Genomic DNA, 19,742 nt, shown 5'->3' with positions numbered 1-19,742 from the left:
GGCAGGCGATCACATCGCCTGCCCGGTGCAGGCCCCGCACCATCCCCGCAGCACCCTTTGGAAGCGCCCATGTTCAGTCCCGATACCTCGATCAGCGAATTCATTCCCCTGTCGTCCCATGTGGCGCCGACGGTCGTCAAGACCACGGGTGGAGACTTCCTGCTGACCTGGCACCTGGAAGGCCTGCCTTTCGTGGGCCGCGAGGATTGGGAGCTCGAACACCGCCACAACACCTTCAATCGACTGCTGCAGACCCTGCGCGCACCGGATTTCGTCAACGTCGCCTTCTGGGTGCACGACATCCGCCGTCGCCGCCAGCTCAAAGGCAGCAGCAAGTTCTCCCAGCGCTTCAACCAGGACGTGTCCGACCAGTACATGGGCATGCTGTCCTCGCAGCGCATCATGCAGAACGAGCTGTACCTGACCATGATCTACCGGCCGGTCGTGTCCGGTAAGCGCTTCATGGACAAGTCCTCCAGCATCACCCAGCTGCAGGCCGAGCAGGACCAGTCCGTGGCCAAGCTGCTGGAAATGGCCGGCAACGTGGAAGCGGTGATCCGCGACTACTCGCCGTACCGCATGGGCATGTACGAAGCCAAGAACGGCATGGTGTTCTCCGAGACCCTGGAGTTCTTCGGCTACCTGCTCAACCGGGTCGACGAACCGGTACCGGTGCTGTCCGCGCCGGTCAAGGACTACCTGCCGATCAGCCGCCACATGTTCTCGGCCAAGACCGGCGATTTCGTGATCAGCACGCCCAACGGCGTCAACCACTTCGGCGCCATCCTCAATATCAAGGAATACGCCGAGGGCACCTATCCGGGCGTGCTCAACGGCCTGAAGTACCTCGACTTCGAATACGTCATCACCCATTCGTTCAGCCCGATGGGCCGCCAGGACGCGCTCAAGGTGCTCGACCGCACCAAGGGCATGATGATCTCCTCCGGCGACAAGGCGGTCAGCCAGATCGTCGAGCTCGACCAGGCGATGGACCAGCTGTCCTCCGGCAACTTCGTGCTGGGCGAGTACCACTTCATCATGGCCGTCTACGCCGACAGCCAGGAAAAGCTGTCGCAGAACATCGCCACCACCCGCGCCGAGCTGTCCAACGCCGGGTTCGTGTCGACCAAGGAAGACCTGGCCGTCACCGCCTCGTTCTATTCGCAGTTCCCGGCCAACTGGCGCTACCGCACCCGCCTGGCCAACATCAGCTCGCTGAACTTCCTGGGCCTGTCGCCGCTGCACAACTTCGCCACAGGCAAACAGCACAACAACCCGTGGGGCGACTGCGTAACCACGCTGCAGACCACCAACGGCCAGCCGTACTACTTCAACTTCCACGCCACCCACCCGTCGGAGAACTCGCTGGGCGAGAAGGCCATCGCCAACACCATGGTGATCGGCAAGTCCGGTACCGGTAAGACCGCGCTGATCAACTTCCTGCTCAGCCAGGTCCAGAAGTACGACCCGTCGCCGACCATCTTCTTCTTCGACAAGGACCGCGGCGCGGAGATCTTCGTGCGCGCCTGCGGCGGCAACTACCTGGCGCTCGAGAACGGCCAGGCCACCGGCTTCAACCCGTTCCAGTGCGAGAACAACGAAGCCAACGTGCAGTTCCTGGCCGACCTGATCAAGGTGCTGGCCAACAAGCACGAGTACAGCGCCCGCGAGGAAGAGGACATCTTCCGCGGTGTCGAGAACATGCTCGACACCCCCATGCACCTGCGCAGCATGACCAACTTCCAGAAGAGCCTGCCCAACATGGGCGACGATGGCCTGTATGCGCGCCTGCGCAAGTGGACCTCGGGCAATTCGCTGGGCTGGGTGTTCGACAACCCGGTCGACACCGTCGACCTGAGCCGCGCCAACATCATCGGCTTCGACTACACCGACATCATCGACAACCCCGAAGTGCGCGTGCCGGTCATCAACTACCTGCTGCACCGCCTGGAATCGCTGATCGACGGCCGCCCGCTGATCTACGTGATGGACGAATTCTGGAAGATCCTGGACGGCGAGGGCGGCCTGAAGGAATTCGCCAAGAACAAGCAGAAGACCATCCGTAAGCAGAACGGCATGGGCATCTTCGCCACCCAGAGCCCGGAAGATGCGCTCAAGAGCGACATCGCCGCGGCGCTGATCGAGCAGACCGCCACGCTGATCCTGCTGCCCAACCCCAATGCCAGCCGCTCGGATTACATCGACGGCCTGAAGCTTACCGAGTCCGAGTTCAAGGTGGTCACCGCCCTGGACGAGCGCTCGCGCTGCTTCCTGGTCAAGCAGGGCCATGCCGCCAGCGTGTGCCAGCTCAACCTGCGTGGCATGGATGACATCCTGTCGGTGATTTCGGCCTCCACCGACAATATCGACGTGATGCACCGCGTCCTGCTCGACGCCGCCCAGCGCGAGAAGGTATCGCAGGCCGACCTCACCCCGGACCAGTGGCTCAGTGAGTTCTACAGGAAGCGCAAGGGCTCTGGAAAGCCCGCCGGGACACGACAGGACGCCGTTGCCTGACGGTCCCCCGGCCGATCAGGGACAGGCTTTCGCCGCATTCGATGGAGATAATTATGGACATTGCCATGAACAAGAACACGACCCGCCGCCGTCACTTCAGCTTCCGCCTGGCCGCCCTGTCGCTGGTGACCGTGCTGATGTGCAACGCGCCCGCGCCCGCCTACACGATGCCCGTGGTCGAAGTCGGCCCGAGCGTGTACCAGCAGATCATGAACCAGATCAACACCTACAAGGCCGAGATCACCGCGTACGCCTCCAAGGTGCAGGACGCGGCCGAGTATGTCGAACAGCGCACCCGCTGGATCCGCACGCTGGAGCAGTATGCGCAGGCGTTGGTCCAGGTGCAGGCGGTACTCAACAACTTTGGCATGCCGCAGGGTATCGCGCTCACTCCAGTGGCGGACAACTATCTGGTTGCGCAAAGCTGTGGCGGTACTACCGACCTGAGCGTGACCGGCCTGTTCAAGACCTTCGTCTTCAACCCGAAGGCCGATTTCAAGCAGCAGCAGACACAAATCTGCGTGAACATCCGCATGATGCAGAACCGGAAGTACAACGAGGCGGTCAAGTTCATGACCGAATCTGTGCCGCTGATGCAGTCGTCGCTCACCCGGATTTTCAACATGCGTATTTTCAGCAACAGCCAGGGCAACGTGCAGGGCACGGACAGTGAAGCCCTTCGCATGGCCAACGACCTGGCGGTTCAGGCGCAGATTTGGCAATCGCGGATGCACTCGTACGACGCCTACATCGAGGTGATGGAAGCCAACCAGAAGGTGGTTGCCGAGAACGCCCTCAAAGGAGATACAACCAACCAGATCATCGGGACACTGGTGAAGACCGCCGCCCTCAAGGGCGCGCTCAGCGTCAAGTAACTCGCCCAAGCAGGTTCAGCGGGTCTGCAAAGTAATGCCGGACCCAAAGCAGTAGCAGCATCACCAAGGGATTGTGGAAATGTCGATCAGGTCGATTGCCAACGTTTTTGATTTCTCGGGCGGATTGCAGGATCTGCTGGGCTACGCAGTGCGTGTCCAGTCGATTGGCGACTTCGTGTTCTTCAAGCTGATCCTGGATTACCTGCGCGAGCGCATCAACGATTTCGGTATCGAGATGATGGGCCGCATGATGGCCTGGGTCGGCGGTATTGCCTTGATCCTGATGACCCTGTGGGTGCTGATCCAGGGCTACCGCATCGTCACTGGCCAGAGCCGCGACTCGATGATGGTGCTGGTCACCAACATGGCCCGCGCGGCGCTGATCATCAGTGTGGCAACGTCGATGGCGATGTTCGGCAGCAGCGTCAGTGACTTCCTGACCAAGGACGTTGGTGGCCTGATCACTCGCGTTGTCACCGGCAAGAGCGGCACCGCTGAAGACCAGATCGACAAGAGCCTGGCTTGGATGCAGGTGGCGTTGTCCAGCATCGATGCGATCAAGGTGCTGGACGATGGCGGATTGCGCGAGGAGAAGACGCGCGCCATGTGGTTCATCGGCATTGGCACGGGCGGCCCGGCCGTGACGGCTGGCGCCATGCTGCTGCTTTACCAGGTTGCAATCGCGCTGTTCATCGGGTTCGGGCCGCTCTTCATTCTGTGTCTGCTGTTCGACCAGACCAAGCAGTTCTTCCAGAAGTGGTTGTTCTATGGCATAGGCACCATGTTCTCCATGGCGGTGCTGTCGGCCATGGTCTCCATCGCGTTGGACATGGTCATACGTGTCTCGGCCGCATTCTGGACATCGTCGCTGATCAACAGCTTCTTCCTCGATGATGCGATGAGCGACGGCATGACCAGCCAGGCCATGCAGCAGGGTGGCATGGGCCTCATCCTCACGACATTGATCCTGACTGCGCCCCCAATGGCCGCGATGTTCTTCCAGGGTACGTTGGGTAGCTTCATGGCATATTCCCAGATAGGTGGCTCGGCAGCCGCCGGCCCGCAAGGCCAGCCGCCGGGTTCCTATACACCACCGCCGCCAGCGCCTGCTAGATCTGCAGAGAGTGATGGAGCAGGAACGCGGGTTTCGGCGCCGGTCTACACCGGCTCAGGCGACGCGGGATCCACTCCAGGCAAGCTTGGTGCAGCTAAATCAGAATGAGGATCAGACAATGCGCAGCTTCTGGGCAGGTCAGTTGAAAGGCGGTCTTGGAGAATCAATACGGTCTCTGGCCTTTTTGATTCTGCTTAGCCCCGCGGGCTATGCGCTAGCGGAAGGTGCATGTCCTCCCGGTCAATATCCAATTGGAGGGCAGGGCGTTCAGGGATGTGCGCCAATCCCCAGTTCCGGATCAGGGGCCGGTTCGGGGTCTCCACGCCCCACTGGTGTCTGGCATAAGACGTGGGGCGCAATTGCGATCTCGACCGATGGCGCGGCGGGTGCGTCGACGGGCAAGCTCAGCAAATCTGACGCGGCGAAGGAGTCTGAGGCTAACTGCGCGAAGAGCGGGGGCCGTTCCTGCAAGGTCGCTTTCACATTCAAAAATCAGTGCGGTGCAGCGACGGTGCCAGCTTCAGGGGACGGTGGCACAAGTTTCGGCCGCGCCGAAACCAAGGAGAAGGCCGAAAAGCTCGCGATGGACCGCTGCGCTTCCGATGGTGGTATTGGATGCAATGTGATCTACGCAGCGTGCGCGAAGCCTGAGTTCGAGTCGTATTGACATTGCCCTGCACGAACAATCGAGTGATCCCGCATTGAGTCAGGATTCTTCAGCGAGCGCCCATGTGTTCTTCGATGCGCGCCTTCGGGCCCTTCGTCAGATAAAGAGCATGGAGTTCGGTAGAAATCGAGCCTTGGCTGTTCTGATTCTTGTTTTGATGGCTGTTCCGACAACCTCGCTTGCAGAAGGTCGATGCCCTCCCGGCCAGTATCCGGTTGGCGGGCAAGGGACAGGTGGCTGCGCCCCGATCCCATCGTCGGGTGGTGCCGATGCGCGAGGGCCCGTTCCGACTGGTAAGTGGGAGACGCGTTGGGGGGCTATTTCGGAAGACCTGACCACGCTTGCTACTGGAGCATCGGTTTCCATGAAGTCGAAGCGGCAGGCAATTGCAGCTGCGACTGCTGAGTGCGAAAAGCTGGGCGGGAAAGCGTGTAAGACGCGTTTGACCTACTTCAATCAGTGCGCGGCACTTGCCGATGCAACTGCGGAGAGCTTGAACGGCGAAACAGGAACTTCGATTGCTGCGCATGCAGAGACGGAGGATCAAGCGAAGAACCTGGCTCTCGCCCAGTGCGGCAGCGCCCAAGGTGGTCAAAAGTGCAGCATTGTCTACTCTGCTTGCAGCATGTCTGAGTTCAGATCATTCAGGTGAGGGGGTGACTAGGTGGTCCGGACGCATAACCGAGCGATAGGGTTCCTGTTGTCGGTAATAGTGCTGTCCACGGGCGTCGTTGGACGCTCAGTTGCTGAGGGACGGTGCCCTCCAGGGCAGTATCCCATCGGCGGACAAGGGGCAGGGGGCTGTGCACCAACCGGTGCAGGTTCCGGCGGGAGCGGCGATCCGGTCCCGACAGGACGATGGCACAAGACCTGGGGGGCGGTTGCCTTTTCCAAGTCGGGGGATGCTGGGGCAGTCGTCGGAAAGATGTCAAAGGCGGAAGCTGTCGCGGGTGCCGTCGAGAAGTGCTCTCAATGGGGGGCTACTGACTGCAAGGAGGGGCTGACATTCAAAAACCAGTGCGCAGCGGTGATCCAGGCGGACAAGTCGCTTGGGACACGACTCGATACGGGGGCGACGAAGGAGATCGCGCTTGAGCGCGCGACAACGGCATGCAGGAAGTCCGGCAGCAATAGCTGTACGACGATCTACGCTGAGTGCAGCATGCCGTATTTTGAGAGGTTCTGATTGATTGCCATTCGTGGAACTTAGTCGTCGGAACACGGCGACCCCTGCGGAGAGTGCAACCTGACTACTTGTGACGGAATTCGCGTAATTGAAAGGCGCGGAGCGCGAACATGGTGGTATGCCGCAACGTCGAATCGTTGCGGTGCAGACATGACCCCTACAGTTCATTTATTAGTTCAAGGACGACATGATGCGTAAGAGTTCGGTTATCTCCCGTAGCTTGGAAATTGGCTGTTCGGCATCGCTTCTGCTGCTGTTGCCGCTTACCACATTCACTGTGCAAGCTCAGGCGTCGCCAGAGGTTGTAACTCCCGCATCGACGGTTAACGAGGCAGCAGGTGTCGCCAGTTCGTCAAATTCGCCCGCAACGACCGCATCGATGAGCGAAAAGGAAGCGACGACTGTCTCTGGGCCTGCCCTGGTCAATCTGCCTGCGACTGTGACCCCAGGTATTGAGCCGCGGCCGGTTGAACCGGTTGAAACGGTGAGTCGAGAGCCTTCCGCTACAATTGAAAAGGTTGATGATGTGGCACCGACCGCCGTCGTCGAAGGCGGAATCGAGGCGCCGGCGGCGGCGCCTGCAGCGACAGTCGATCCCACGGCCACCATTTCGGCACCTGTGTCGCCTGCGGCGGCGCAACGTCCTGTGATCGCTTCTGCTTCCGTGGACGCGGCGGGAGCGGCAGCTGCAGCTGCATCGGTGGAAACATCGTCAACGACCAGTCCGCCAGCCGAACCAGAAGCTTCTTCCGAACCGGCGCCCGTCGCTCCGCGCCCGCTGCTTATCCCCACGCTTGCGAATGACAACAACCAGATCGAGCGTCAGCTCGGTGCGCGTTGTCCGAACGACCTGGCCGCACGTCTGGCCACCCAGGCGGACCTCCTGATCGGGGCCTGCCAAGGCACGCTGCCGCCGCACCTTTCAGCGTTGCTGGTGTCCATTCCGGAACAGCAACTGCTGCTGCCGCGCACTTGGCGCGAGCGCCAGGTCTCTCAGAAGGGATGGTTCAAGGCCGTGCCGGGCTACGGGCTGCGCCCGGACTTCCTGGCGGTGCAGGGCGATGTCTGGGTGCGTTCGTTCGAAGGCGCTGACCCGTCCACCACGGCGTACTTGGTGTCCGGCCCGTTCGCGTGTGCCGACAGCCGCAGCCCCGACGCCGAGCCGGCCAAGACGGTGCGCCTGCCGGCCGGCAGCTGCCGCGAGGGACTGGTGCAGCAGCGCGTCTACCGCGTGAGTGCTGGCGCGGCGCCGGTGGACATCACTCAGCAGGCGCTGCCGGCAGAGCCGTTGCTGTCCGATGCTGACCGGAAGCGTTACGGCGCCGACGGCGCGCGCGTGCAGCTCGATGCGGGCAAACTGCAGTTTGGCCCGGCGTTGCGCTGGTATGTGGACGTCGGCACCACCGAGAAGCCCGAGCCGCGCAGCTACGGCGAATGGGGTCGGCTGCACCTTGGCTTCGCGGTCTGGAATGGCGAGCGCTTCGAGCCGCGCGATACCGTGCCGCGCGCGGTGTGGCCGTGCGATCCGGTGGCACCGGGCGACGCCAGCTGCGGTGCCTACGCCGATGCCGGGCGCGACCCGTTCATCGTGGTCGGCGCCTCGGCCCAGGGTGTGACCGCGACACCTTGAGTCCATGGCTTTGATCCCATAGCAAAAAAGCGCCCCTCGGGGCGCTTTCTTTTTGTGTGCACAGCAGCGACTGCGTCAGCTCAGCTTTTGTCCACCAACGCGAACCGTGGCCGCAGCACACCATCCACTTCGACCTGCGCGGTGAACATCTCGTACGGCCGCACCCAAAGTCCCAGGTCCTCGTCGAGCGGGCGATACAGCACCATTGGCAGCAAGGTCTCGCTGTGGCGCACCACGTCGATCACCTGATAGTTGCCGCCCTTGAAATGGCGGTAGTGGCCCGGGGCAAGGACGGGCAGGGGCGCAAGGTCGGACATGGGGAAATGCAGGCGTTGGAAAGGTCGCATTATGGCAGCGACGGAGTGGATGCCGGAGGTCAGGCGGTCATGCTACGCGTGGCAGCCTGGCTTTCGGTCAGCTGGCGGTTCTGCTGCTCCAGCTGTTGGCTGGCGGCGGTAGCCTCCATCTGGCGGCTGCTCTGCTCCAGCGGCGTGTTCATGGCAACCACCGTGTCGACGCTGACGCGCAAGTGGGCGGGATCATCTACCTTGCCCTGTACGGCAAACGTGCGGGCGGCATCGCCGCTCATCAGCACGGCATCGATACGCGTGCCACCGGCGGCATGCATTTCCGTGGCCAGGCTGCCGGCGAGCTGGTCGCTGGCGTGATCGGATACGCGTCCTACGCGCGCATCCTGGGAATGGACGCCACGCCGGGCATCCTGGAACAGCGCGTACCCCGGATGGCCAGCCTCATCCATGCGTGAACTGCTCTGGTCGTTGCGGTGTTGTTCCGTATCGCGGCGACCGGGTTCGCCCGGTTCTAGCGGCCCGCGCATCTTGTCGTAGGCATCCATCACACCGCCCGGGACACCTCGGGAGATGACGGTTGCTCCCGTGCGCAGTCCCTCGATGTCACTGCGGTACTCGCCGATCATCCGGGCATTGTCGTCGGCCAGCATGCGTGCTCGGCCGGTGGCCAACACCGATTGGTCGCCAAGGAACTGACCCATCTTGTGGGAGTCCAGCGATGCGGTCGCCACGACGAGCGGGTAGTCGGGTATCAGCAGGTTGAGGGCGCTGTTGCTGTATTGCGCCTTGGACAGGGTGTCGATCTCCTGCTGCCGGGCATACACCCGCACCTCGCCAAAGTGTGGCGAGGCCGCGCTGACGGCATCGGCGGCCATGACGTGGTTGATCACGCTGTGGCCACCTTCCGGGATGCGGTAGCCGCTCAGGCTGACCGCACCGTAGGCGTTGAAGGTTTCGCCTTTGAGCCCGTAATGATGGGCGGTGATCTGGGCCAGCGAGCCGCCCAGTGAGTGGCCTGTCACGGTCACCTCTGGCACCCGACCGGTTTCAATGCCGAGTCGCTCCGCATCCGCCACCGCGCGGCCTGAGAGGGCGAGGGCCTGAGCGGCCTGCGGGTTTCTGCGGGCTGTGACCATGACAGCGTCGCTGACAACGCCATCCTTGATCAGCTCCTGCGTGCCGCGATGGGCAACGATGATGTCCTGCGTATCCACCCGCTGGTAGGCGGTTCCCTGGTAGCCGGTCCGCCGGTCATCAACGTGCTCAAGTATTTTGTACTGGTGGCCGTTGAGGTAGACCTTCTCTTCCTGGCCAGGCTCTCGGCGGCCTACAGCGCGATCCTTGTAGGCATCGTCCGAGAGAGCGGCGTAGTCCTGGCTTGTAACACTCATGCCTTGATCGCAACGGCCGAAACGGTGATTGAGAACAGCTTGTCCTGGAGCGCGGGAACGAATTCGTTGCGGTCCTCTCGTCCGCGAGACGGATAGTCATCCCGCCAAGGCAGGTCCGGACGGCCCTCCACGGGTCCCGCGCGCGGGTAGTCATGCTTAGGGTAATACCGGGTGTATGTCTTGCCAGCCACCAGATCCGGCGCATCCACGAACGTCAGGAACCGCGTCTCCTCCTGCTCGCCAGTGGCCTTCAGCAGCGCACCTGCGCCAGTGAACTCCCAACGGCAGATCCCGCGCCCGTAGTAATCCTGGTCCTTCATGCGGTCCAGATACACAGTGCCTTGGTATTCCTCGTCGGAGATGCGGGTCAGCTCCAGTGGTTCCTGGCTGGTGATGCGCGATGCTGTGCCCGTGGCCGTTTCGATGTTGCCGCACTGGTCTTCATTGATGACGTCGTACTGGGCGGTCCCGCGGACATGCTGGAACGCGCCGGGTGCGCCATGGAGGCGCAGCGTGATCTGGTATGCCTTGACCGGTGCTGGGTTGAGGGTGGCAAGCCCACGCCCACCGGCAGCGACATCGGCTTCGGCGTTGGACAGGTCATGGCTCATGGCAGGCTCCGAACGGTTACAGGCCGTCATCAATACGGCGGTCAGGCAGAACAGGGTCAGTCGCTTCAAGGTGGCACTCCAGCCGGGCGTTCGCGTACAGGGCCGCGCAGCGATCATCGGGGCGAACGAGACAGATCGCCGGTACCCCGATGCTAGCAGGACAGGCCAATCTGCCTGTGTGTACTGGTCACGGTTCCAACCGAAGACTAGTCGCTCTCGATATCGCTCGGCGGCCCGGCGCGACAGGCCAGCACCAACTGCGTGACGGCATCGGCGCTCATCGGCCGGGCCAGGTAATACCCCTGCGCCTCGTTGCAGTCCCACAGCCGCAGCAGCGACAGCTCGGACTCATGCTCCACACCCTCGGCCACGGTGCGATAGCCCAGCTGCTGGGCGAGCCGGATGATGGCCTCCACCTTCAGCCGCGCGGTGCGCGAGCGCGCCAGGCCGGTGACCAGGCTCTGGTCTACCTTGATGTGGCTGATCGGCACTTCGCTCAGGTACCCGAAGTTGCTGTAACCACTGCCGAAGTCGTCGATGGCGATGCGCACGCCGGCGGCGGCCATCGCGCGCAGCTGGGGCAGCGCGGCGGGGTGGCTGTGCAGCCACTGGCCTTCGGTGATCTCTACTTCAATCTGTGAGGGCACCAGCCCGTTCGCCTGCAGGCGCTCGGCCATGCCGGTCCACAGGTTGGCGTTATCGAAATCGCGGGGGGACAGGTTGATCGACAACGTGAATCCCGGCAGCAGCTGCTGCCAGCGCGCCGCCTGCGCGAACGCGTGCTCGATCACCCATTGGCTGAGCGCCGGCATCAGCGCCGTGCACTCCAGCACCGGAATGAACTCACCCGGGGTGATGGGTCCCAGCATCGGGTGGGTCCAGCGCAGCAATGCTTCGGCCGACACCGGCTGGCCATCGCGCAGGTCATAGCGCGGCTGGTAGACCAGGCTGAACTGGTCCTGGGCCAGCCCTCGCGCAGCATCGGAGGCGAGCCGGTAGCGGCGGCGCAGGTGCGCATCGCGGTCGGCCGAATACCAGCACAGGCACGCGTCGGTCTGCAGTGCGTGATTCAGCGCCACCATGCACTTGCGCACCAGGTCGCCGGCTTCATCCGGATCGGCACGGAAATCGCACAGCCCGGCGTGGAACTGCGGCGACATTGGAATGCTGCCGACCATCAACGGCCGCCGCATGCGCTCGCGCAGCCGCTGCATCAACGCCTCGACCTGCGCGTGGTCGTGGTTGCGCACCACAAAGGCGAACCGGGTGGAGGCCACGTGGTAGACCTGCACGTCGTCGGTCAGCACTTCCTGCACGCGCAGCGACGCCTGCCGGAGCAGGGATTCCACCGGTTTGAGGCCCAACGCCTGGCCGGCGTCATTCGCGCTCTGCAGGTCGAACACATCCAGCAGCACGCCGGTGAACTGGTTGCCGCCGTCCTGGCGGCCGAGCACGCTCAGGTCGGCCTGGAACTGCTGGCGGTTGGGCAGCCCGCTGATCGGCTCGCGCCGGCCCAGCGACATCTTCAGTTCCATCTGGTTGACCACGATCCGCGCCAGGGTCTGCAGCTGGCGCTGCTCATCGGCGGTCAGCACGCGCGGGGTGCGGTCCATCAGGCACAGCGTGCCCAGCGCGATGCCGTTGCGGGTGACCAAAGGCGCGCCGGCGTAGAAACGCATCTGCTCGGGGCCGGCCACGATCGGGTTGTCGTGGAAGCGGGGGTCCTGGCGCAGGTCTTCGATCTGCAGGATCCCGCTGGACTGCAGCGCGCACGAGCAGATCGAGTGGTGGCGGTCGGTGCGTTCCAGTGCCAGCCCGACCCGCGAGATGAAGCGCTGCGAGTCGGCGTCGACGATGGAGATCAGCGCAATGGCGGTGCCGAAGGTAAACGCCGCCAGTTCGGTGACCGGGTCCAGCGAGCGCCCCAACGCGGGATCCATCACGTTGAGCGCTTCGATCAGCGCAATGCGTTCCAGATCCTGGCTGCGGTCGAGCATTCCGTGCGTCCTGTCAAACGGAGTACGCAGGTACTATCCCGCCGCGTTTGCAGTGCCGGTGTGAAGTGCGCCGTTCAGGTATGAAGCATTCACCTCGGCGCGCATCAGGTCGCCGGTGAGGATTCCTTCAACAGCGTCACCAACTGCTTGAGCCGGTAGGGTTTCGGCAGGAATTCAACATTTTCCGGAAGCGGCGGCAGCTGGGAGCGCGCATAGCCGGACGACAGGATCATCCGGGCGTTCGGCAGGGCATTGGCGACATGCGCGCTCAATTCCAGGCCGCTCATGCCTTCGGGCATGTTGATGTCGCTGAACACGACATCGAAACCGCCGTTCATGTCGATCAATTGAACGGCCGCCGGGCCGTCAGTCGCCGTATGCACATCGATGCCGAAATCACGCAGCGCCTGTCCGATCAGCTCGCGCAGGTCTTCCTGGTCTTCGACCATCAACACACGAAGGGGCTCAGACATGCGCGACTTCCTCTAGGGCAGGTAACAACAAACGGACAGTGGTGCCGCGTCCGGGGGCGGTCTGTACATCGACGAAACCGTCGCACTGGGACACGAAGCCAAATACCTGGCTCAGGCCCAGACCGCTGCCCTTGCCGACTTCCTTGGTGGTGAAGAACGGTTCGCTGGCACGCTCGGCCACATCCGGGGGCATGCCATTACCGTGGTCCGTCACCGCGATGGCCACATAGCGGCGCTGCGTCGGGTTGGCCAGGTCCGGGGCCAGGCGGTGTTCGGCCGTGGCACTGATGGTGATGGTCCCGCCCTGCGGCATGGCCTCGCAGCTGTTGAGCAGCAGGTTCAATACAGCCGTATGCAACTGTACGCCATCGGTGGTGATTCGAGGTAGGTCGAAAGGCACTTCCAGACGCAGCCGGATGTTGTCCGGGCAGGCCCGCTGCAGCACCGGCAGTTCCTGTTCGAACAGCCGCGCTACCTGCAAGGGCTCGCGGACCAGGGTCTGGTCGGCCGAGAACGCCAGCAGCTGGCGGGTCAGCAGCGAGCCCCGGTCGGCGGCGGCCTGGGCCAGTTCGGTCAGCTCGCGGGTGCGCGCATCGGCGCCGGGGCGCAGCGAGATCAGGTCCAGCGCGTTGCCGATGGTGGTCAACAGATTGTTGAATTCGTGCGCCAGCCCACGCGTGAGCCGGCCCACGCCCTCGAACTGCTGCAATTGCTCGCGGGCACGCTGGGCGTCCTGCAGCAGGCGCTGGGCGTGGTAACGCTCGGTGACGTCCTGGGTGACCTTGACGAAGCCGAGCAGGGTGCCGTCCTGGCGCACGGCTTCGATCACCTCGCTGGCGCGGAAGCATTCGCCGCTGCGGCGCACCCGCCAGCCTTCGCCAGCGTAGCGGCCATGCTGCTCGGCTTGGCCGAGGGTGTGTTCGGCGGTGCCGGAGGCGCGCTCGTCGGGGGCGTAGAACAGCCGCACGTGCTGCCCCATGACTTCTTCGGCGGAATAGCCCTTGACCCGCTGGCAGCCCCGGTTCCAGCTGCGGATGCAGCCATGCGCGTCAAGCAGGTAAATCGCGTGATCGGATACGTGATCGATCAACAGCTGCAACTGCAGACGATCATCAGCAAGCGGCGCGATATCGGTGACTGCCTGGACCACGGCGGCGGTTTTACTCCCCTTTAAGGGGCTGAACCGTAGAAGCCGTGATGTGAAGATAGTGTCAACATTGGTTCTGAACACGTCGCCATTTGGCGTATAACGCCCGAATTCACAGTTCGGTTAACATCGAACCCCTTTTCACGCTGGAACCGTGTGCATGAATGCTGCGCCAACCGCTCGCGACCGCTGGATATGGCTGGCATCGGCCGGCCTGATGGCCTTCACCATCGGTTTGGAACTGGTGGTTCCGCTGGGCTATGCGGTGTGGCTGACGTACTTCATGGCGGTGGGCATCACCTTGTTCCAGCGCCGGCTCGAGGTGCCGCTGCTGGTCGCGGCCGGCTCCTGCATCCTGCTGGTCGTCGGGTACCACCTGGCCCCGGCGAGCACCAATTCCGCATTTTCCTTCGTCAACCGCACCATTGGCGGGATCTGCTTCCTGTTGATGGCGTTGACGGTGATCAAGGCCATCCAGGCCCGCCGTACGGCCGCCGATGCGCTGTGGCTGCAGGAAGGCGAGAACGCGGTGACGGTGAGCCTGCGCGGGGATCCGGAACCGCGCACGCTGGCCGACGAAGCCATGCGCACGCTGTGCGCGCAGCTGAACGCGGATGTGGGTGCGGTCTATCGCCTGCAGGGCGAACGCCTGGTGCTGGTTGGCGGCGCGGCGCTGCCGCCGCACCTGCCCGATTCCCTCCAGGCGTCTGCCGGGCAGTGGGGCGAAGTCCTGCGACAGGGCCAGCCGCGTCGACTGGAAGAAAGCGAAAGCCTGCTTGAGATTGAAACCGCGCTGGGCCGCACCCCCGTGCATCAGCGCCTGCTGGGACCGATCACCGCTGATGGCGCGGTGATCGGGTTGATCGAGCTGGGGCGCGCAGGGGTGTCCCCGGCGCGTTCACTGGAACTGGAACTTCTGTTGCAGTGCGCCGAGCCGATCGGCATGGCGCTGCGCACCGCACTGCTGCGCGCGCAGCTGGTGGAGCTGCTGGAAGAAACCCAGCGCCAGAGCGAAGAGCTGCAGACCCAGCAGGAAGAGCTGCGGGTGGCCAACGAAGAGCTGGAAGAACAGAGCCGCAGCCTGCTGCACTCGCAGGCCAACCTGGAACAGCAGCAGGCCGAGCTGGAACAGACCAACGTGCAGCTGGAAGAGCGCACCCATGAGCTGGAAGCGCGCCAGCAGGCGCTGCTGATCGCGCAGGGCCAGCTGGTGCAGAACAGCCGCGAACTGGAGGCGAGTTCGCGCTACAAGTCCGAGTTCCTGGCCAACATGTCGCACGAGCTGCGCACCCCGCTCAATAGCGCGCTGATCCTGGCCAAACTGCTGGCCGACAACAAGGACGGCACGCTGACCGCCGAACAGGTCAAGTACGCGCAGGCCATCCACTCGTCCAACAACGACCTGCTGGCGCTGATCAATGACATCCTGGACCTGTCGCGCATCGAAGCCGGGCATGTCGAACTGGCCGAAGAAAACCTGGCGGTGTCCAGCGTGCTGCAGCGCCTGAAGGAGACCTTCGAGCCGCTGGCCGCGCAGAAGGGCCTGGCGCTGGACATCCGCGCCGACACCGATGCGCCCAGCCAGCTGGTGGCCGATGGCCAGCGCCTGCAGCAGATCCTGAAGAACCTGCTGGCCAACGCGGTCAAGTTCACCGAACACGGCAGTGTCTCGCTGGTGGTGCGCGGCAACGGGGCAGGGCGCATCCAGTTCGCGGTGACCGATACCGGTATCGGCATTCCGCAGGCGCAGACCGACGTGATCTTCGAAGCGTTCCGCCAGGCCGATGGCAGCACCCGGCGCCGTTACGGCGGCACGGGCCTGGGCCTGTCGATCTCGCGCGACCTGGCCGCGCGCATGGGCGGCAGCATTTCCGTGTCCAGCGAGCCCGGTCGCGGGAGCTGCTTCACCCTGGACCTGCCGCTGGCGGCGGGTACTGCGACGGCAGCGCCGATGGCGGCGCCCGACGTGCGCCCGGCGCCGGCCGCCAAGCCGGCCGCACCGGCGCCGCTGTTCGGCAGCGCGCATGACGCGTCCGCCGCTGCCCCGTCGCCGCGCGTGGTGGATGACCGTGGCCGCCGCAGCCGCGCCGGGCGCATGATCCTGGTGGTCGAGGACGACGTGACCTTCGCCGAGGCGCTGGTGGGCATGGCCCATGAGCTGGACTTCGACTGCGTGGTCGCGCAGACCGCCGAAGAAGCCCTCGCGCTGGCCGCCGAGCTGCGCCCCAACGGCGTGCTGCTCGATATCGGCCTGCCCGATGTGTCCGGCCTGAGCGTGCTGGAGCGGCTCAAGCGCGACCCGGCCACCCGGCATATCCCGGTGCACGTGGTCTCCGGGCTGGAACGCTCGCAGGTGGCGATGGAGCTGGGCGCGATCGGGTATGTGATCAAGCCGGCCACGCGCGAACGCCTGGTCGAGGCGATCCAGCAGCTGGAAGCCACCAGCGAGCGCGACGTGCGCCGCCTGCTGATCGTCGAGGATGACAGCGCGCTGCGCTCCAACCTGCAGCTGCTGCTGGGCCGCGACCAGCTGGAGATCACCGCGGTGGGCAGCCTCGCCGAAGCAAAGGCCGAACTGGGCACCTCCACCTTCGACTGCATGGTCACCGACCTGGCGCTGCCCGACGGCACCGGCTACGACCTGCTTGAGTACATGGCCGGCAACGAGGCGGTCGCCTTCCCGCCGGTCATCGTCTACACCGGGCGCGCACTGACCCGCGACGAAGAGCAGCGCCTGCGCCGCTATTCCAAGAGCATCATCATCAAGGGCGCGCGCTCGCCCGAGCGCCTGCTCGATGAAGTGACCCTGTTCCTGCACAGCGTGGAAGCCTCGCTGCCCAGCGACCAGCAGCGCCTGCTGCGCGAAGCGCGCCGCCGCGATGCGGTGCTGGATGGGCGCACCGTGCTGCTGGCCGAGGACGACGTGCGCAACATCTTCGCCCTGTCCAGCGTGCTGGAGCCGCTGGGGGTGAAGCTGGAAATTGCCCGCAACGGAAGGGAAGCCTTGGACAAACTGGGCCCTGACATCGACCTGGTGCTGATGGACATCATGATGCCGGAGATGGACGGGCTGACCGCAATGCGCGAAATCCGCCGCGACAACCGCTGGCGCGACCTGCCGATCATCGCGCTGACCGCCAAGGCCATGCCCGATGACCGCGAGCATTGCCTGCAGGCCGGTGCCAACGATTACATCGCCAAGCCCATCGACGTGGACAAGCTGGTCTCGCTGTGCCGCGTGTGGTGTTCGCGCCGATGAACGACGCCGAGCTGTTCGACCTGGAGTTGCGGCTGCTGTTGGAGGCCGTATACCAGCGCTACCACTACGACTTCCGCGACTACGCGCTGGCGTCGCTGCGCCGGCGCATGCGCCACGCCATGGCCCGCTTCGAGTGCGACAACATGGGCGCGCTGCAGCACCGGCTGCTGCATGAGCCAGAGACCTTTGCGCTGGCCATGCAGTACTTCACCGTGCAGGTCTCGGAAATGTTCCGTGACCCGGCCTACTTCCGCATGCTGCGCGAGCACGCCATCCCGGTGCTGCGCACCTATCCGTCGATCAAGCTGTGGATCGCAGGCTGCAGCACCGGCGAGGAAGTGTGGTCGCTGGCGATCCTGCTCCAGGAAGAAGGCCTGCTGGACCGCGCCATCATCTACGCCACCGACATCAACCCCGATGCGCTGGAAGCCGCCGAAACCGGCGCGTTCGCGCTGGACCGGATGGCCCAGTTCAGCCGCAACTACCTGGAGGCGGGCGGCACCGGTTCGTTGTCGGATTACTACAGCAGCGGCTACGGCAGCGTGGTGTTCGACCGCCGGCTCAAGCGCAACATCGTGTTCGCCGACCACAGCCTGGCCACCGACACCGTGTTTTCCGAAGTACACCTGGTGTCGTGCCGCAACGTGCTGATCTACTTCCAGCGCGCCCTGCAGGACCGCGCCATTGGCCTGTTCCATGAGGCGCTGGTGCACCGTGGCTTCCTCGGCCTGGGCAGCAAGGAGTCGCTGCAGTTCGGCGAGCACGCCGATGAATTTGAAGCCTGCGCGCGCGAACAGCGCCTGTACCGGAAGCTGGCCTGATGGACGCCCCGGTCGAGCAGCCCGAATTCGAGCTCATCGTGGTTGGCGCCTCCGCCGGCGGCGTGAGCGCGCTGCAGCAGCTGCTGGCCGCGCTGCCCGCGGACCTGCCGATGCCGGTGCTGGTGGTGCTGCACCTGCCACGTGACCGCCCCAGCCGGATCGCCGACCTGCTCGGCCTGCGTTGCCCGCTGGCGGTACGCGAAGCCGAGGACAAGCAGCCGCTGGCGCCCGGTACGGTGACATTCGCGCCGCCGGACTACCATCTGCTGGTCGAAAGCCGCGGCAGCCTGGCCTTGTCGGTGGACGCGCCGGTGCTGTTCTCGCGGCCGGCGATCGACCCGCTGTTCGAAAGCGCCGCCGAGGTGTTCGGCAGCGGCGTGCTCGCCATCCTGCTGACCGGGGCCAGCAACGACGGCAGCGCCGGCGTTGCCGCGGTCCGCAGCGCGGGTGGGCAGGCCTGGATCCAAAGCCCCGATGATGCCTATTCCCCGATCATGCCGGCGGCTGCGCTGGCGCATGCCGGCGCCGATGCGGTGCTGACGCTCACCTCCCTATGCTCGCGCATGAAAGGCCTTGCCCGATGAACCTTATCGAGTCCACCACGACGCCGGCCACCGAGCGCGTGAACCTGCTCATCGTCGATGACGTCCCGCAGAACCTGGTCGCCATGGAGGCGCTGCTGCGCCGCGACGGCCTGGACATCCTGTGCGCGGCCTCGGGGGCCGAAGCGCTGGAACTGCTGCTGGAACACGAAGTGGCGCTGGCGCTGCTGGACGTGCACATGCCGGAGATCGACGGTTTTTCGCTGGCCGAGCTGATGCGCGGTTCGCAGCGCAGCCGCGATGTGCCGATCATCTTCCTGACCGCCTCGCCGAACGACCCGGTGCGCGCCTTCAAGGGCTACGAAAGCGGCGCGGTGGATTTCCTGCACAAGCCGATCGAGCCGCAGGTGATCATGAGCAAGGTCAATGTGTTCATCGAGCTCTACCAGCAGAAGCAGCTGCTCAAGGCGCGCAACCAGGCCCTGGAGCACGCGCTCAAGCTCAATGAAACCATGATGGCGGTGCTCACCCACGACCTGCGTACGCCGTTGTCGGCGATCCTGCTGTGCGCCGACAAACTGTCGCTGGACCTGCCCGACGACCCGTCCGCACAGCAGACCCTGGTGCACCTGGAAAACAGCGCGGTGCGCATGGCGCGCATGGTCGAGCAGCTGCTGGATTTCTCGCGGATCCGTAGCGGTGGCCTGCGCCTCCAGACCGAGGAATGCGATCTGGCCGAAGTGGCCGCCGTGGTGGTCAACGAGGTCGGCCGCGCCCACCCGAAGGCGAAGATCGAGCTGCAGGTGGAAGGGGATACCCGCCTGCAGGGCGATCCGGACCGCTTGGCGCAGCTGCTCTCCAACCTGATCGGCAACGCGGTGCTGCATGGCGGCGATGCGCCGGTCCAGGTGCTGGTGCGTGGCCTTCCCGGCGATTCGCTGCGGCTGCAGGTGCGCAATGCCGGGCAGATTCCCGAAGCGCTGCTGCCGCGCCTGTTCGAGCCGTTCAAGGCCAGCTTCCACGACAGCCGCGGGCTCGGGCTGGGGCTGTTCATTGCCCACGAGTTCGCCCGGGCGCATGGGGGGTTGCTGTCGGCGCGGAACCTGGACGGGGCGGTGCTGTTCGAGACCGGGTTGCTGCGTCGCGCGGATTGAGCGTGGCCCGGCTGCCATGACGGGCAGGGCCCGTCACTACGGTAAAC

General features: G+C 64.4%; 16 protein-coding genes. 10 read left to right on the top strand and 6 right to left on the bottom strand.

Annotated elements, in window-relative coordinates; translation table 11 throughout:
- Positions 1–69: 69 nt before the first annotated feature.
- The 6 genes from V9K91_RS09800 to V9K91_RS09775 all read left to right on the top strand — a co-directional run bounded on the left by V9K91_RS09800 (position 70) and on the right by V9K91_RS09775 (position 7,989).
- The gene (locus tag V9K91_RS09800; RefSeq protein WP_068852720.1) at positions 70–2,517 is read left to right on the top strand and encodes a VirB4 family type IV secretion/conjugal transfer ATPase; all 2,448 of its coding nucleotides are present in this window, start codon (positions 70–72) and stop codon (positions 2,515–2,517) included.
- A gap of 65 nt (positions 2,518–2,582) precedes the next feature.
- A complete protein-coding gene (locus V9K91_RS09795) occupies positions 2,583–3,392 on the top strand; it encodes a hypothetical protein (protein WP_141236185.1) in 810 nt (269 codons plus the stop codon).
- A 79-nt stretch (positions 3,393–3,471) separates the two neighbouring features.
- Positions 3,472–4,614, top strand: coding sequence for a type IV secretion system protein (locus V9K91_RS09790; RefSeq protein ID WP_095362698.1), 1,143 nt, complete (start codon positions 3,472–3,474; stop codon positions 4,612–4,614).
- Entirely contained in the window at positions 4,520–5,173 is a 654-nt protein-coding gene (locus tag V9K91_RS09785) for a DUF4189 domain-containing protein (RefSeq protein WP_336443150.1), read from the top strand. The genes V9K91_RS09790 and V9K91_RS09785 overlap by 95 nt, the downstream gene beginning before the upstream one ends.
- 664 nt (positions 5,174–5,837) lie before the next feature.
- Positions 5,838–6,359 (top strand): DUF4189 domain-containing protein, encoded by a 522-nt coding sequence (locus V9K91_RS09780; RefSeq protein ID WP_336443149.1) that lies wholly within the window; start codon positions 5,838–5,840, stop codon positions 6,357–6,359.
- Between the two features lie 379 nt (positions 6,360–6,738).
- On the top strand, positions 6,739–7,989 hold the full coding sequence (locus V9K91_RS09775; RefSeq protein WP_337308184.1) for a hypothetical protein: 1,251 nt from the start codon (positions 6,739–6,741) through the stop codon (positions 7,987–7,989).
- Positions 7,990–8,069: 80 nt separating this feature from the next.
- Here V9K91_RS09775 and V9K91_RS09770 read toward each other — a convergent pair whose 3' ends face one another.
- The 6 genes from V9K91_RS09770 to V9K91_RS09745 all read right to left on the bottom strand — a co-directional run bounded on the left by V9K91_RS09770 (position 8,070) and on the right by V9K91_RS09745 (position 13,922).
- Positions 8,070–8,306 (bottom strand): DUF1653 domain-containing protein, encoded by a 237-nt coding sequence (locus tag V9K91_RS09770; protein ID WP_210130541.1) that lies wholly within the window; start codon positions 8,304–8,306, stop codon positions 8,070–8,072.
- Positions 8,307–8,365: 59 nt separating this feature from the next.
- On the bottom strand, positions 8,366–9,691 hold the full coding sequence (locus V9K91_RS09765) for an XVIPCD domain-containing protein (protein WP_336443147.1): 1,326 nt from the start codon (positions 9,689–9,691) through the stop codon (positions 8,366–8,368).
- Positions 9,688–10,371: a hypothetical protein gene (locus V9K91_RS09760; protein WP_336443146.1), complete on the bottom strand. Its 684-nt coding sequence runs from the start codon at positions 10,369–10,371 to the stop codon at positions 9,688–9,690. The genes V9K91_RS09765 and V9K91_RS09760 overlap by 4 nt, the downstream gene beginning before the upstream one ends.
- Positions 10,372–10,508: 137 nt before the next feature.
- Entirely contained in the window at positions 10,509–12,299 is a 1,791-nt protein-coding gene (locus V9K91_RS09755; protein WP_307106792.1) for a sensor domain-containing phosphodiesterase, read from the bottom strand.
- A 104-nt stretch (positions 12,300–12,403) separates the two neighbouring features.
- On the bottom strand, positions 12,404–12,772 hold the full coding sequence (locus V9K91_RS09750; protein WP_068852711.1) for a response regulator: 369 nt from the start codon (positions 12,770–12,772) through the stop codon (positions 12,404–12,406).
- A complete protein-coding gene (locus V9K91_RS09745; protein WP_307106793.1) occupies positions 12,765–13,922 on the bottom strand; it encodes an ATP-binding protein in 1,158 nt (385 codons plus the stop codon). The genes V9K91_RS09750 and V9K91_RS09745 overlap by 8 nt, the downstream gene beginning before the upstream one ends.
- Positions 13,923–14,079: 157 nt before the next feature.
- Between V9K91_RS09745 and V9K91_RS09740 the strand changes: the two genes are divergently transcribed.
- Genes V9K91_RS09740 through V9K91_RS09725 form a run of 4 tightly spaced genes read left to right on the top strand, consistent with a single transcriptional unit; the run spans position 14,080 to position 19,695 of the window.
- Positions 14,080–17,178: a response regulator gene (locus tag V9K91_RS09740; protein ID WP_336443145.1), complete on the top strand. Its 3,099-nt coding sequence runs from the start codon at positions 14,080–14,082 to the stop codon at positions 17,176–17,178.
- Positions 17,175–17,999, top strand: a complete 825-nt coding sequence (locus tag V9K91_RS09735; RefSeq protein ID WP_068854687.1) for a CheR family methyltransferase — start codon at positions 17,175–17,177, stop codon at positions 17,997–17,999. The genes V9K91_RS09740 and V9K91_RS09735 overlap by 4 nt, the downstream gene beginning before the upstream one ends.
- On the top strand, positions 17,999–18,583 hold the full coding sequence (locus tag V9K91_RS09730) for a chemotaxis protein CheB (protein ID WP_336443144.1): 585 nt from the start codon (positions 17,999–18,001) through the stop codon (positions 18,581–18,583). Before V9K91_RS09735 ends, V9K91_RS09730 begins: the two co-directional genes overlap by 1 nt.
- Entirely contained in the window at positions 18,580–19,695 is a 1,116-nt protein-coding gene (locus V9K91_RS09725; protein ID WP_336443143.1) for a hybrid sensor histidine kinase/response regulator, read from the top strand. The genes V9K91_RS09730 and V9K91_RS09725 overlap by 4 nt, the downstream gene beginning before the upstream one ends.
- Positions 19,696–19,742 lie beyond the last annotated feature (47 nt).

The organism is Stenotrophomonas sp. CCNWLW57 (assembly GCF_037203925.1).
GTDB classification, from domain to species: Bacteria; Pseudomonadota; Gammaproteobacteria; order Xanthomonadales; family Xanthomonadaceae; genus Stenotrophomonas; species Stenotrophomonas rhizophila_A.
Note: the sequence above shows the minus strand (reverse complement) of the source record. Positions and strands in the feature narration are given on the sequence as shown.

Coding starts and splice junctions, on each gene's coding strand:
- V9K91_RS09730 (WP_336443144.1), top strand. CDS start 17,999: ATGGACGCCCCGGTCGAGCAGCCCGAATTCGAGCTCATCGTGGTTGGC.
- V9K91_RS09775 (WP_337308184.1), top strand. CDS start 6,739: ATGAGCGAAAAGGAAGCGACGACTGTCTCTGGGCCTGCCCTGGTCAAT.
- V9K91_RS09770 (WP_210130541.1), bottom strand. CDS start 8,306: ATGTCCGACCTTGCGCCCCTGCCCGTCCTTGCCCCGGGCCACTACCGC.
- V9K91_RS09800 (WP_068852720.1), top strand. CDS start 70: ATGTTCAGTCCCGATACCTCGATCAGCGAATTCATTCCCCTGTCGTCC.
- V9K91_RS09740 (WP_336443145.1), top strand. CDS start 14,080: ATGAATGCTGCGCCAACCGCTCGCGACCGCTGGATATGGCTGGCATCG.
- V9K91_RS09725 (WP_336443143.1), top strand. CDS start 18,580: ATGAACCTTATCGAGTCCACCACGACGCCGGCCACCGAGCGCGTGAAC.
- V9K91_RS09755 (WP_307106792.1), bottom strand. CDS start 12,299: ATGCTCGACCGCAGCCAGGATCTGGAACGCATTGCGCTGATCGAAGCG.
- V9K91_RS09785 (WP_336443150.1), top strand. CDS start 4,520: ATGGAGCAGGAACGCGGGTTTCGGCGCCGGTCTACACCGGCTCAGGCG.
- V9K91_RS09735 (WP_068854687.1), top strand. CDS start 17,175: ATGAACGACGCCGAGCTGTTCGACCTGGAGTTGCGGCTGCTGTTGGAG.
- V9K91_RS09765 (WP_336443147.1), bottom strand. CDS start 9,691: ATGAGTGTTACAAGCCAGGACTACGCCGCTCTCTCGGACGATGCCTAC.
- V9K91_RS09790 (WP_095362698.1), top strand. CDS start 3,472: ATGTCGATCAGGTCGATTGCCAACGTTTTTGATTTCTCGGGCGGATTG.
- V9K91_RS09795 (WP_141236185.1), top strand. CDS start 2,583: ATGAACAAGAACACGACCCGCCGCCGTCACTTCAGCTTCCGCCTGGCC.
- V9K91_RS09750 (WP_068852711.1), bottom strand. CDS start 12,772: ATGTCTGAGCCCCTTCGTGTGTTGATGGTCGAAGACCAGGAAGACCTG.